10 protein-coding genes are annotated in these 13,204 nt (G+C 48.6%); 2 read left to right on the forward strand and 8 right to left on the reverse strand.

Features of this window, described 5'->3' with window-relative positions; all coding sequences use genetic code 11:
- Positions 1–89: 89 nt before the first annotated feature.
- Together ABWH99_RS05830 and ABWH99_RS05835 are read left to right on the forward strand one after the other, a co-directional pair.
- Positions 90–416, forward strand: coding sequence for a DUF4296 domain-containing protein (locus ABWH99_RS05830; RefSeq protein WP_375585354.1), 327 nt, complete (start codon positions 90–92; stop codon positions 414–416).
- A gap of 3 nt (positions 417–419) precedes the next feature.
- Positions 420–2,813, forward strand: coding sequence for an endonuclease MutS2 (locus ABWH99_RS05835; RefSeq protein ID WP_375585355.1), 2,394 nt, complete (start codon positions 420–422; stop codon positions 2,811–2,813).
- Between the two features lie 165 nt (positions 2,814–2,978).
- On the opposite strand, the gene ABWH99_RS05840 is transcribed toward ABWH99_RS05835, so the two are convergent.
- From ABWH99_RS05840 to lpxD, 8 genes are all read right to left on the reverse strand, one after another.
- Positions 2,979–3,428 carry a hypothetical protein gene (locus ABWH99_RS05840; RefSeq protein WP_375585356.1) on the reverse strand — a complete coding sequence of 150 codons (450 nt, stop codon included), beginning with the start codon at positions 3,426–3,428 and terminating at the stop codon, positions 2,979–2,981.
- A 193-nt stretch (positions 3,429–3,621) separates the two neighbouring features.
- Complete coding sequence (locus ABWH99_RS05845; protein WP_375585357.1) at positions 3,622–7,506, reverse strand: putative Ig domain-containing protein; 3,885 nt, start codon at positions 7,504–7,506, stop codon at positions 3,622–3,624.
- Between the two features lie 840 nt (positions 7,507–8,346).
- On the reverse strand, positions 8,347–8,772 hold the full coding sequence (locus ABWH99_RS05850) for a nuclear transport factor 2 family protein (RefSeq protein ID WP_375585358.1): 426 nt from the start codon (positions 8,770–8,772) through the stop codon (positions 8,347–8,349).
- 13 nt (positions 8,773–8,785) lie between these two features.
- The gene (locus ABWH99_RS05855; protein ID WP_375585359.1) at positions 8,786–9,259 is read right to left on the reverse strand and encodes a hypothetical protein; all 474 of its coding nucleotides are present in this window, start codon (positions 9,257–9,259) and stop codon (positions 8,786–8,788) included.
- A 64-nt stretch (positions 9,260–9,323) separates the two neighbouring features.
- A complete protein-coding gene (locus ABWH99_RS05860) occupies positions 9,324–9,947 on the reverse strand; it encodes an ATP-binding cassette domain-containing protein (RefSeq protein WP_375585360.1) in 624 nt (207 codons plus the stop codon).
- Positions 9,948–9,949: 2 nt separating this feature from the next.
- Complete coding sequence (gene lpxA / locus ABWH99_RS05865) at positions 9,950–10,729, reverse strand: acyl-ACP--UDP-N-acetylglucosamine O-acyltransferase (protein WP_375585361.1); 780 nt, start codon at positions 10,727–10,729, stop codon at positions 9,950–9,952.
- Entirely contained in the window at positions 10,726–12,120 is a 1,395-nt protein-coding gene (locus ABWH99_RS05870; RefSeq protein ID WP_375585362.1) for a bifunctional UDP-3-O-[3-hydroxymyristoyl] N-acetylglucosamine deacetylase/3-hydroxyacyl-ACP dehydratase, read from the reverse strand. Before ABWH99_RS05870 ends, lpxA begins: the two co-directional genes overlap by 4 nt.
- Before the next feature lie 46 nt (positions 12,121–12,166).
- The gene (gene lpxD, locus ABWH99_RS05875) at positions 12,167–13,189 is read right to left on the reverse strand and encodes a UDP-3-O-(3-hydroxymyristoyl)glucosamine N-acyltransferase (RefSeq protein WP_375585363.1); all 1,023 of its coding nucleotides are present in this window, start codon (positions 13,187–13,189) and stop codon (positions 12,167–12,169) included.
- Between the last annotated feature and the right edge of the window lie 15 nt (positions 13,190–13,204).

The raw sequence follows: 13,204 nt of genomic DNA on the forward strand, positions 1-13,204 counted from the left end.
TTAGCAGTCTCCCGTGAATAATAAAACGACTTCGCCCTTACTTATTGCCAATTGTAAAAGGAAATGGGTAATTTTGTCCTGTGAAAATTATGCGTCGAGTAGTTGCACTCTTTTTGGTGATGGTTTCCTGCAGTCGGGATGAAAAGCCCGAAGGTCTTTTGTCGGAAGACACCATGGTAGAAATCCTGGTGGAGATTCACCTTGCAGAGGGCTTTGTTCAGTCCTTGTCCATCCCCTATGATTCCTCCAAAGTGCTTTATCCGATTCTGGAAAAGCAAATTTTTGAAAAACATGGCATTGCTGACAGCGTTTACGAAAAGAGTTTGGAATATTACCTATTGGATGCAGCCAAAATGGAATACCTCTACGAACGCACGATTGATTCGTTGACGTCGAAAGAAAAAATCACCCGATAATCAATGAAATTGTATCCAACAAATCTGGAAGAGAAGATCGATTTTGACAAAATCAAAGAATTGATCAGGGAAGAGTGCACAAGTACGCTGGGAGCGGATTTTGTCAAGAAAGTGTCTTTTTCCAGGGATCGGACGCTACTCACCAAATTGCTGGCACAAACGGATGAATTCCGTCAGATCCTTGTTTCTGGCGAATCCTTCCCTTCTTCGAATTTTATCAATATTTACCCCTACCTGGACAAGGCAAAAATCGAAGGTACATTTCTTTTTGAAGACGAGTTCCACGAAATTCGGCTGGGGCTACAAACCCTTTCGGGATGCGTGGCATTCTTCTATCGGTTTGAAGAGGAGTATCCCCAATTGCACCAATTGCTGGGGATGGTGGAAGCGGACTTACCGCTGGAGAGTAGCATCGGACGGGTGCTTGACGACAAAGGGAAAGTGAAGAACAATGCTTCTCAAGAGTTAAACTTAATCCGGACCCAATTGGCTTACGAAGAGAGCCGCATCCGCAAAGTACTGGAACAAATCTACCGTTCGGTCAAAGCCCAGGGGTTTACTCCGGAAGATGCCTCGGTTACCATCCGGGGAGGACGAATGGTGATTCCGGTTTTGGCGGAGTACAAAAAGCGAATCAAAGGATTCATCCACGATGAATCAGCCACTGGGCAGACGGTTTACCTCGAGCCCGCGGAAGTCCTGGATATCAACAACGAGATCAAAGACCTGGAGTACATGGAACGCCGGGAAGTGCAAAAGATCCTGACCAGACTTACGGACGAATTGCGGGGATACATTCCGGTGTTGCGTCGGGCTTTTTATTTTTTAGGGATGGTGGATTTTATCCGGGCCAAAGCGAAATTCGCGCTTAAAATCAATGGGGTAAATCCCGAAATGGCCCGGGTACGGGAGATGTCCTGGCAAAAAGCCCGACATCCGCTGCTGGAAATGGCGCTGCGTCAGCAACGGAAAGCAATTGTCCCGGTCAGCCTTTCCCTTGATCCCAATCACCGGCTACTCGTGATCTCCGGACCCAATGCCGGAGGAAAATCCGTCACCCTGAAAACCGTGGCACTGGTCCAGTACATGTACCAATGTGGCCTCTTGGTTCCCATGGAGCCGAATTCCACTTGCGCGGTGTTTGATCAATTTTTTATCGATATAGGCGACGAGCAGAACATCGAAAACGACCTGAGTACCTATAGTTCCCACTTGATGAACATGAAGCATTTCACGCTCCATGCAAGCAAGAAGACGCTTTTTTTTATCGACGAATTTGGTACCGGTACCGAACCCCAATTTGGCGGTGCCATTGCGGAAGCCATTTTGACGGCATTGAATAAATCCGGGGCCTATGGAATCGTCACCACCCATTACGGAAACCTGAAGCAACTGGCATCCAAAAGTCCAGGGATGGTCAATGGAGCCATGCGCTACGATGTGGACAAGTTGGAGCCCTTATACGAGCTGGAAATCGGAAAGCCCGGGAGCTCCTTTGCCTTTGAGATCGCTGGAAAAATCGGGATCGCAAAGGAAATCATTCTGCATGCTAAAGCGCAGGTGGGCGAAACCCGCGTCAAGTACGACAAGTTGCTGCTTAAAGTAGAAAGTGAAAAAAACAAATACGAAAGCCTGCTTTCCGAAATCGAGCGAAAAGACCGCTTGCTGAATCAGCGCCTGCAGGAATACAATTCGCTGAAGACCACCCTGGACGAACAAAGAAAAGCCATTCTAAACGAAGCCAAAGCTCAGGCCAACGTTCTCCTGGAGGAAGCCAACAAAAAAATCGAACACACGATCCGTTCCATTAAGGAAACGCAGGCGGACAAACGTGCCACCCGGGAAGCAAGAAAAGAGTTGGATGCCCACAAAGCGGCGATAAAACCCGAGAAGCAACAAAGCGCACCGCCCAAGACCATTCGTATCGTGGAGGGTGAAATCAGTCCGGGTGATCAGGTGCGCGTCAAAGACAACGGAGCCCTGGCAGAAGTGCTTGAAATCAAGGGCAAGCAAGTGAGCATTCTGATCGGGGATCTCAAGTCAAACGTGAAACTAAACCGGCTGGAGAAAATTTCCAATACCTCCCTAAAAAAGGAGAAAAAAGCGATCGAGCGACGAATCAGCTACGACACCCAGTCCAAAATGGTGAATTTTTCCCCCAATCTGGATATCCGCGGAAAAAGAGGGGAGGAAGTCCTTCCCTTGATACAGAACTTCATCGATGAGGGATACATGCTGGGCATGAACGACCTCAAGATCATTCACGGAAAAGGTGATGGCATCCTGCGTGGACTCACCCGAAACTTCATCAGCAAAATGGCTGCCGTTGCCGGGTTCTCAGACGAACATGCCGACCGGGGCGGCTCCGGGATTACGCTGGTTCAACTTAAATCGTAGCAGCCTTACGGCTTGTACGCTTGCTCGTGCAATCACCGGCAATCATTGCCTTGGGTGCTTCATCGGGTCAAAACCACTTTTTCCACCGCCGCGGTTCCCCTGGATTAGGGGAAACCCACAGCAGATGGAATAAAATCGGTGTTTGAGACACGGGTTATCGGAATGCTACTCAAGCCGAACCAGCGCAAATACATACGAACCCGCCAGGGCAGATATCCGTGCGTTTGAAGGTGCCGGAACGGTCCATTGCAGCCGGAGAGTGTTATCTTCTTGCGTAAAGGATATTTCCTTGTTCGCGGCCGGCTGAACCCCGGTCAGTTCAATTTTATCAAAGTTCCCTCCGGCGAAGGACCAATTACCGCTGGCATCGAAGAGCAGGTTGCTACCCTGTGTCCTGTAGGTCTTGCTGCTGCCACTGGAAGTAAATGTGATTTCAAAATCGATGTAGTCATCGGTCTCATTCGTACCGTCCTTCGTTACCGACCCGCCGTTTCGCACCACCCAGGTTGTTCCTGTTAGCGCTTCTATAGCCAATTCCTCTGGGCTTGGTTCAGGGGGGGTGGGCTGAGGTTCGTCTTCTTCACATCCAGCCAAATTGACAGCGAGGAATAGCATAAGGAGTATTCGTGTTAAAGCAACCATATGTCTGATTTATTTTAGAAAGTTTTAAGATCAACTATATAATTTTTATAAAAACCCGGGAAATCGCAGGAAGTGGTTTTTCCCCGGGTTTTTTGACTGTTTATAGGCGTTTACCAGAGCCTGTACTTCCGACTCTGGTTCAGAAGTACAGGCTACTTCATTGACGCTACTTTTTGATGACTCTGGTAACGGACCTTCCCTGATCGCTTAGTAGTACGATTAAATAGGTTCCATTCGGGTAATTTCGAAGATCTATTTCAGTGATAGCACTCGTGACAAGCCCTTTGGCTACGGTCGTACCCGATAGACTGTATACCTCGTAGCTGATGTCCTGACTTTCGTGGTAGTTCGTTTCTACGATAAAGATCCCGGGACCTGGATTGGGATACACGGAGAAACTTCGTTCCCGATTCTCGCGAAGGGAGGTCACGATATCCATGGTAAAGTTGGTAGTGCTTTCCACCTGCCCCCCGGCATAGGTCAAGATGATGCTGCCGGTCGTTGTACCATCGGGTACCACGACCTCTATGGTGTTTGCATCAACCAGGGTAAAATCTGCTGCCGTACCGTTTAGGGAAATAGCCGTTACTAAATCCAGCTTTTCACCGGTCAGGGTAAGGATGTCGCCCACCCAGCCCCGTTTGGGAGAGAAATCACTCAAGGAGGGCATCGGTACCCTTACAGTAATGTCGAAACTATCTTCCGCCGTGGCTCCCTTACCGTCGTCTACAATAATTGTGATACCGATCAAGCCCAAATCGCTCGTTCCCGGCGTACCGCTGAACGTAAGGCTGCCCGTATCGAATGTGAGCCATGCGGGAAGCGCGGTACCATCTTCCAGGGTGACCGTGTAGGTAAGCGCATCGCCATCCGCGTCGCTGAAGGTGGTAGCGGGCACCACAAAGGTGAACGGTTCATTTTCGGTAGCACGCTGATCCGAAAGTGCATTGACCAAAACGGGAGCGGTATTGATGGTCAGTACAAAGCGATCCTCCGCCGTCGCGCCCTTGCCGTCCGCGGCAGTTACTTTAACGGTAATGCTACCTACATCCGAGCTTGTAGCTGTACCGCTGAAGCTGCGTGTGGCGCCATCGAATGCCAACCAGGCAGGCAAGGCGGAGTCATCGGCTAACGTGGCCGTATACGTGAGTTCGTCACCATCGGCATCTGCAAAGGTGTTAGCAGGGAACGTAAGGCCAAAGGCTTCGTCCACCAATGCATTCTGGTCAGCGATCGGATTGGCCAGGGACGGTTTGGCATTTATGCTTATGGTAAAACTGTCCTCCGCCGTGGCCCCTTTACCATCGTTGGCAATGACCTTTACAGTAATCGTTCCCACATCTCCACCGTCCGGCGTGCCGCTAAAGGTACGGGAGGTACCGGTAAAGGTGAGCCAGGAAGGAAGCGTAGAGCCATCGTCCAGCCTGGCGGTATAGCTGAGATCATCGCCGTCGGCATCGGAAAAGGTGTCATCGGGGAAGGTGAAGGTGAACGGTTCTCCCTCCGTACCTTCCTGGTCGGAAATGGCATTGGTCAAAACGGGCTCGGTATTTACCGTAAGTACGAAGGTAGCATCTGCGGTGCCTCCGTTTCCGTCATCCGCAGTCACTTTGATACTGATGCTGCCTACGTCACTGCCCACCGGTGTCCCGCTAAACGTACGTTCTTCGGCATCAAAGGTCAGCCAGGAGGGCAGGGCCGTCCCGTCTTCCAACGTCGAAGTATAGCTAAGGTCATTGCCGTCCGCATCCGAAAAAGTGTTTTCCGGAAACGTGAAGGTAAACGCCTCGCTCGTCAGGATGGTGCTATCCTGTAGGGCATTGGCCACAACCGGTGCCGTATTGGATGCTTCAAAGTTAAAATTATCAAGGTAAATTCCATCTTCATCCCCAGATGTGCTAAAATCTGAATCATCGTACCGCTGAAAACGGACAACGAAAGTGTTGGTCAGTGCCAGGCTGGCATTGTTTGCCAGGTCGGTAATGTTGAGTTCCCGGGAAATCCATTGTGCATTGGGAATCTCAGTGAAATCCCAATCGATTACTTTAGTAAAGGTTTCCCCACCGTCATTACTGAAGAAAATAGCATCCATTTCAGGAGTAAATTCTTCTCCTCTGTCCCAAATATCGTAGGAAAGTATCAATTGCGTGCCCAGGGAGGCATCCAGGTGCAGATCCAAAGCTGAGGTGGTAAATATACCGTCGCAACTGTTTCCCAGTACCAGGTAATAATTCGTTCGATTCGCATCTGCCCGAACATCAAATAAAGAGGGTTCTACGCGCAGGTCCTCCCGTATGGTCGTGACCGGCTGCGCCCATTGAAACGCACCAGGCAGGTCAAAGTCGTCGAATGATTCGGAAAATGGAGCCGTGACATAGGTAGGTTGAGGTTCATACACCTTTACATTATCGATTCTGATTCCATCTTCATCGCCAGATGAACTAAAATCGGCGTTATCGTATTGTTGAAAGCGAATAATGAATTGATCCGTCAGGGAAAGGCCTGCCGCGGCAGCCAATGCGTCTACGTCAAATGGTGCAAAGTTTGACCAGGTATTGTCGCACCAGTTTTCTGGTTCGAAGGCATACACTTGTTGGAAGCTTGCTCCGCCATTATCGCTAAAGTAGAGCCCCTCCATAAGGGGTTGGCTTTCATCCCAACGGTCGTTTACGTCAAAGGTTAGAGCCACCTGAGACTTACCGGATAGGTCCAAATGCAAATCGAGTGCATTGGTCGCAAATGAGCCATCGCATTCTTGTCCCATCTCTACCCAGTAATTGGTCTGATTGGCATCGGAATTCAATGCGAAATAGCCGGATGGAATAATGGTGGTGGTATCGGATGTCGATTCGGTAGCCTGTGCCCAACTCCAGGCAGTTTTCATCATACCCGTATTGAAATCATCCTCAAAAGGTAGGCTGGCATGGCTGATGGGCGGTACCCGGACCCGTACGTTGTCCAATCGGATTCCATCTTCATCGCCAAATGTACCAAAATCAGCGTTGTCGTATTGTTGAAAGCGGATTACAAACTGACTGCTCAAGGTAAGCCCGTTTTCTCTGGCCAGTTTATCGACATCGAATGGCGCATAGCTACCCCATTCGTTACACCATTGTTCCGGGTTAAACGAAAACACCTTGACAAAAGTATCCCCTCCATCATCACTAAAGAAGAGGCCATCGTTGGCATGATTTTCATCAGAAAAATCGTAGATATCGAACCACATTTCCACCTCGGTTTCTCCTGCTAAGTCCAAAAGTAAATCGTAGGCATTGGTATAAAACTCACCGTCACAGGTTCCGCCCATTTGCAGGTAATAATTTGTTCGGTTGGTATTTGATTGAAGTCGCTGCACTCGTATGGGCGTAATGGAGTTGGGGTCGTCCGTGGTCTGATCCGCAAGTGCCGCCCGCCAATGGTTGGGAATAACTCCGTCGTCAAAATCATCGTCCACGGGTAATTGCACGTGCACGTCGGGCGAGCTGCGCACGACTACGTCATCCAGATAAAAGCCGTCTTCATCACCAAATGTACCAAAATTGGCATTATCGTATTGTTGAAACCGGATCACAAACTGATCATTCAAGTTGAGGCCGTGATCGGCGGCCAGTTTGCTGATGCTTAAGGGAGGAAAGCTACCCCAAGCCAAATCACACCAAGAACCGGGCATAAAGTCAAAAACTTTGGTGAAGGTACTTCCTCCATCGTCACTCATGTAGAGGCCATCCTCGTCCTGGGTTTCGTCATAATAATTATATATCGCAAAAAGAAGCTCTACATCCGTTTGTCCGGCTAAATCCAGGTTTAAATCAAGGGCATTGGTGGTGAATCCGCCCGCGTCGGACGATTTGCCCAAGCGCACATAGGAACTACCATCGCTATTCGTAAAAATCTCTGCGATGCCATTTTGCCCTCCATCTATGTTGGGTCGGGCGGTCCATTGGGCGCCAAATGTTCCCGTTTCAAAATTGTCCTCGAAGATCACTTCCTGCCCGTATAGGGAGGAGGCTACGAAGCATAACCAGGCGATTGTTAGTAATTTTGGTTTCATAGTTCGTGTTTTTTACTGTGAGCTTTACCAGGTATGGGAAACAATTCCCTAGATTTGGCGTATATTTGTTTAGTTATTATATTCGATTAATACCAGAGATGGTCCATTCGCTCAACATGAATTAGCTACTCTCAAAAGAGTCGTCAGAAAAAAGTGTCGTAAGGTATCGGTGAACGATACCGAGGTGTTCAGGCAGACTTAGTAAAACGCAGCATGTATAGCTGCAGAAAGGTTTTGCCAATCGTTTTTTCCTCTTACGAACTCATTTCCGACCCTATTGACAGGTATCAATGTATCAATGGCCTATTGCTAACCTCTTTACAAGATGCCTTTTTCTAACCAGTAAAACCCTCAAAAATTCGTGAAGCTACCCGATGGATTCGTCAATGTGCCCGATCGTTGCGTAAAGGTTAATCGGCTGAAAGCCAGAAGAATGCATTCGAAATGCAAAAAATTGGAGATGATCGCGTAGTAGTTGGCCGGGTTTACCGCTGATACCACGTACATAGGCCTCCCGATCACTTAGCAAGTTGTACGGCTTAGGGTTTGATCAGCCAGCGCAGGGGGTATACGGCCTTGTCTGCATCGCTTTGACTACCGCACCAAGCCAAAAAAATGTGTGTATGCGGTCCTTGCGGGATCATCTTTTCTCGACAGCTGTATAGGCGCAGGATAGCTACCGGGCGGGAACGAACGCAAGGCCATTCAGGGAAAAGGTGACAGCATTCCAAGAGCGATCACCCGACACATCGTTCGAAAAACGGCTGCTGACATCCTGTCATCGGATCAGCATGCTTACCGGGAGGGGGTTGGGATTATCCTGCTGCAGCGTAAATCATGCTAGCGTTTGAAAGCCTGACGGGCCAACAGGCGCCAGTTTTTTCCTTTTTTGTGCCACACGGTGAGGACTCCCAGGTTTACCGGTGCGGGATCACTGTCACGGTTGTGCGTCTGTCCGATCAAAAAATGCCGAACCAGCGCCACGTTGCCTTTGATGTCAACGGATTGGTTTTCGATGTTGATTTCTGTAAAATTGGATACGCCGGAGCGGATGGCTTCGATGTACTCCGCCTGATTTTCAATCAATCCGTTGGAATGCCCATAGGTCAACTGTGGATCGGTAAGATTTTTAAGCCGGTTTTCATCACCGACGACCATGGCATCCATCAGGTCAGCCACTGCTTTTTCCACTGCGGCTACCTCTTTGTTTTGGGCGAAGGCTGTAGTTGAAACAAGGAACAGGCATAGAAACAGGTACTTGTGCATGGGTTTTTTGGGGTTATTCGAGTAAAACAAGGTCAAACACATAGAAGCCGGCAAGGCCTGTCACCCGGGCATTTTGTGGCGCGGGAACCGTCCATTCCAATCGGAGGCGGTTTTGGTTTCGCGTAAAGGATATTTCCTCATTCGCGGCGGGTTGGATTCCAGAGAGGGTGATTTTGTCAAAGTTTTCCCCTTCAAAGGCCCAGTTGCCGTTGTTATCAAAAAGGAGGTTGCTGTTTTGGGTGATGTACGTTTTTCCGGTATTGTTCGAAATAAACCGGATTTCAAAATCGGCGAAGTCTGCGCTTTGTAGGGATCCATCTTTGGATACCGATCCGCCGTTGCGCACCGTCCAGGTTTCGCTACCACTGGTGCCAGCTAGCTTTTCGATGGCAACTTGTTCGGCGGACTTTTCTGGTTCTCCATTATCTCCCCCATTGCATGCGCCCAAACTCACGGCAAAAACCAGTACCCATACTATCCTGTTCAAAGCTATCATATTGCGAACCTAAAGTGGTAAAATTAATCAATTCCCGAATTAATCAAAGTAATCTTTACCTTTTATAATCTTCCAGGCAGAGGATTTGTTCACAAAAATCGTATTCCCTGGAGTCATTGGATGCGACGACCAGGCATTTGTTGTTTCCGTAATCGGAGACCAGGTTTCTATACCACTCTATGCCTTTGGCGTCCAGGTTGGAGGTGGGCTCGTCCAGTAGGACGAGGGGCGCCTGGGAAAAAAAGCAAATTCCCAGTTTCAGCCGCTGTTTCATTCCGGAGGAAAACAGGGAAATGGGTTTATCCACTGTATTTTCCAGGTACAATAGTTGTACCAGTTCATTGGCGCCAATCGCCGGGTCCAGTTTTTTGAACGAGAAATGAAAACGAAGGAACTCACGGAGGGTAAATTCTTCCGGAAGCTCCAGGTAGGGGGCGCTGACGACCAGGTATTGGTAAATTTCCTCTGCCGGAATGGGTTTTTCGTTCCAGGAAAAGTGAAGGGTACCCTCGGTGAGGGGCATTTGGGCGGAGAGGCATTTGAGTAGGGTAGATTTACCGGAACCGTTGCCACCGGTGATAGCGATCTTTCCACCACTGCCAAGGCGAAAGGGCAAATGCCTAAAAATCCATTCCCTTTGAAACCGTTTTCCTCCGAGGTCCAGGTTGACCGTCAACATGTTTACTGAATGTATCCTTTCATCACCCCTCGTTCTGAAGAGCGGATAAAATTCACGATCTCATCCCGTTCTTTCGTAGCCGGTAGATTAATTTCAATCTCCTCGAGTGCACGGCTATTGTTCCAGCTATTTAGAAATAAATAGCGGTATACCTCCTGAATTTCACTAATGGTTTTACTTTCGAAGCCCCTTCTTCGCAGCCCCAGGGAATTAACTCCGGCATAACTCAGGGGTTCTCGGGCGGCTTTGGTAAAGGGGGGTACATCTTTTCGGACCAAAGAACCTCCCGATACCATGCTGTGCATACCGATTTTCACAAATTGGTGGATGGCACTACTGCCCCCGATAAAGGCCCAGTCATCAATGGTGACATGGCCGGCCACCTGCACAGAGTTGGCAATGATGACCCGATCGTGAATGAGGCAGTCATGAGCGATATGTACGTAGGCCATGAGGAGGCAATGGTTTCCAATACGGGTCGTTTGTTTGTCTGCGGTACCCCTATTGATGGTCACGAATTCACGAATGGTTGTTTCGTCTCCTATTTCTACGAGAGAGTCCTCTCCTTTAAATTTCAGGTCCTGGGGAATGGCGGCGATCACGGCACCTGGGAAAATTTTGCAATTTTTTCCGATTCGGGCTCCTGGATAAATGGTCACGTGGGAGCCAATCCAGGTTCCTTCACCAATTTCAACATTGGGATGAATGGAGGTAAACGCTTCTATTGAAACGTTCTCCCCTATTTGGGCCTTTTCACTTATTTCAGATAGCTTACTGATCATGCGTCTTTTCTTACGATACTGGCAGTCATCACGGCTTCACACACCAAGGTGTTTCCTACGAACGCTTCGCCTTTCATCTTTGCAATTCCTCGCCGTATCGGATTAAGTAATTCGCATTTGAAGATCAGCGTGTCGCCGGGCAATACCATTTTTCTGAATTTACAGTTTTCAATACTAAGAAAATAGGTCCAATAATTTTCAGGATCTTCTACGGTACTTAGCACCAAAATACCACCTGTTTGTGCCATCGCCTCTACCTGCAATACACCCGGCATGACCGGATTGTTTGGAAAATGGCCCATAAAAAACGGTTCGTTGATGGTGACGTTTTTGACGCCAGCCACAACTTTATCGTCCAGGTAAATGATCTTATCCACCAGTTGAAACGGATACCTGTGCGGCAATATATTGCTGATTTGGTTAATATCCAGCACTGGCGGTGATTTCGGATCGTAGTAGGGGATATTCATGGGCCCTGCTTTTTCCATGGCCCGCTTTATTTTCTTGGCAAAAGCAACGTTTGCCGCATGGCCCGGCCGCGCAGCAAGAATCTGCGCTTTTAGGGGTCTTCCCACCAGGGCCAGATCGCCGATTACGTCCAATAGTTTGTGTCTTGCCGGCTCGTTCTTGTACCGGAGTTCCACGTTATTTAGAATACCCTCTTTTTTTACCTCGACCTTTTGCTTGTTAAACATTTTGGCAAGACTGGATAATTCGGCTTCTTCTACCACGCGGTCTACTACCACAATCGCGTTGTTCAGGTCCCCTCCTTTAATCAGGTTGTTGTTATAAAGCATTTCCAGCTCGTGAAGAAAACAAAAAGTCCGGCAAGAAGCGATTTCCTGTCGGAATTGGCTGATATCGGTAATCGATGCATGCTGACTACCCAAGACCGGGGAGTTGTAATCCACCATCACCGTGACCCGGAAATCGTCCAGTGGAAGCGCTGCCATTTCTACCTCCCGGGCACTGTCCTTGTAATGGATGCTTTCCGGTACTTCGAAAAACCTCCGAAGTGCATTTTGTTCTTCCAGGCCCGCATCTTCCAGAATATCGATAAATTGTATGCTGCTTCCGTCCAAAATGGGTGGCTCGGGCCCACTCAATTGGATGAGGACATTGTCGATCTCCATGCCGACCAGCGCGGCCAGTACATGTTCTACGGTAAAAACCCGTGCACCACTTTGTTCCAGTGTAGTGCCACGTGATACATCCACCACGTTGTCTACGTCCGCATCGATGATCGGCTGTCCTTCCAAATCCATTCGTTGAAACTTGTAGCCATGATTCGGATTGGCTGGCAAAAATGTCATATTGGCTTCAATTCCGGTATGCAAACCTACGCCCGAAATCGTTACCTGTTTTTTTATGGTGTGCTGTTTTACTTTCATTAAGATGGATTACTAATAACGGAGACCTGCCAAACGACTGACAAATTTATAGTTTTTTTTCCAGCTCTCTTAATTTGTCCTGAAGTAAAGGTAACTTTTTGAAAATGGAATACGATTTTAGATAGGATTTAATATCCATACCAATATAGCCAAAAATGGTTTTACCCGGCTCTTCCACGGATTTGATGACGCCTGTATTTGCACCCACGGTGGTACGGTCGGCCAACTGAATGTGGCCGACGATGCCGCTTTTACCGGCCAGTACACAGTTTTTTCCCAGTACGGAAGAGCCAGAAATACCCGCCTGGGACGCGATCACCGTGTTTTCACCCAAAATCACGTTATGCGCTACCTGCACCTGATTATCTATTTTCACGCCTTTCCCAATTCGGGTAGCGCCCAGGGTGGCACAATCAATGGTGGTATTGGCACCGATACTGACATCATCCTCTAAAATCACATTCCCCATTTGTGGGATGTTTTTATAGGTACCGTCGGCCTGTGGGGCAAAACCAAAGCCATCCGACCCGATGACACTACCGGCCTGAATTTCGCAGTTGTTTCCGACGACTGTTCCGGAATAGAGCTTTACGCCGGGATGGAAGATACAATTGTCACCGATCGTGACCTCGTCCCCAATGTATACCTGCGGATAAATCTTTACATTGTCTCCGATGCGGCAATTTCTACCGATGTATGAGAACGCTCCCCTGAAAAAGTTGGTACCGATGGTGCTGCTCTCGTGTTTGTAGGAGGGATCTTCAGCACCGGAGCGTTCGGATTTACCGATTTTCGCATGCATTTCCAGAAGTTTGGTAAACCCGACGTACGGGTCCTTTACCCGGACAAGGGTAGTTTGCGTCTCCTTTTGCGGCCGAAAGTCTTCCGATACAAGGATTGCCGAGCACTGGGTGAGGTAAAGGTATTTTTCGTATTTAGGGTTGGCCAGAAAACCAATACTTCCGGCGGTCCCTTCCTGTATTTTATCCAGGCGACGGATTCTGGTCGAACCATCTCCTTCCACATTTCCATCTAAAAGTTGTGCAATTTGATCGATGGTAAATTCCATGAGGTTTCGATTGTT

This window comes from Cyclobacterium xiamenense, from assembly GCF_042140265.1.
GTDB lineage: Bacteria > Bacteroidota > Bacteroidia > Cytophagales > Cyclobacteriaceae > Cyclobacterium > Cyclobacterium xiamenense_A.

Excerpts from the sequence above, each read along its gene's own strand:
- ABWH99_RS05830 (WP_375585354.1), top strand. The coding sequence starts at position 90 with ATGCGTCGAGTAGTTGCACTCTTTTTGGTGATGGTTTCCTGCAGTCGG.
- ABWH99_RS05835 (WP_375585355.1), top strand. The coding sequence starts at position 420 with ATGAAATTGTATCCAACAAATCTGGAAGAGAAGATCGATTTTGACAAA.
- ABWH99_RS05840 (WP_375585356.1), bottom strand. The coding sequence starts at position 3,428 with ATGCTATTCCTCGCTGTCAATTTGGCTGGATGTGAAGAAGACGAACCT.
- ABWH99_RS05845 (WP_375585357.1), bottom strand. The coding sequence starts at position 7,506 with ATGAAACCAAAATTACTAACAATCGCCTGGTTATGCTTCGTAGCCTCC.
- ABWH99_RS05850 (WP_375585358.1), bottom strand. The coding sequence starts at position 8,772 with ATGCACAAGTACCTGTTTCTATGCCTGTTCCTTGTTTCAACTACAGCC.
- ABWH99_RS05860 (WP_375585360.1), bottom strand. The coding sequence starts at position 9,947 with ATGTTGACGGTCAACCTGGACCTCGGAGGAAAACGGTTTCAAAGGGAA.
- lpxA (WP_375585361.1), bottom strand. The coding sequence starts at position 10,729 with ATGATCAGTAAGCTATCTGAAATAAGTGAAAAGGCCCAAATAGGGGAG.
- ABWH99_RS05870 (WP_375585362.1), bottom strand. The coding sequence starts at position 12,120 with ATGAAAGTAAAACAGCACACCATAAAAAAACAGGTAACGATTTCGGGC.
- lpxD (WP_375585363.1), bottom strand. The coding sequence starts at position 13,189 with ATGGAATTTACCATCGATCAAATTGCACAACTTTTAGATGGAAATGTG.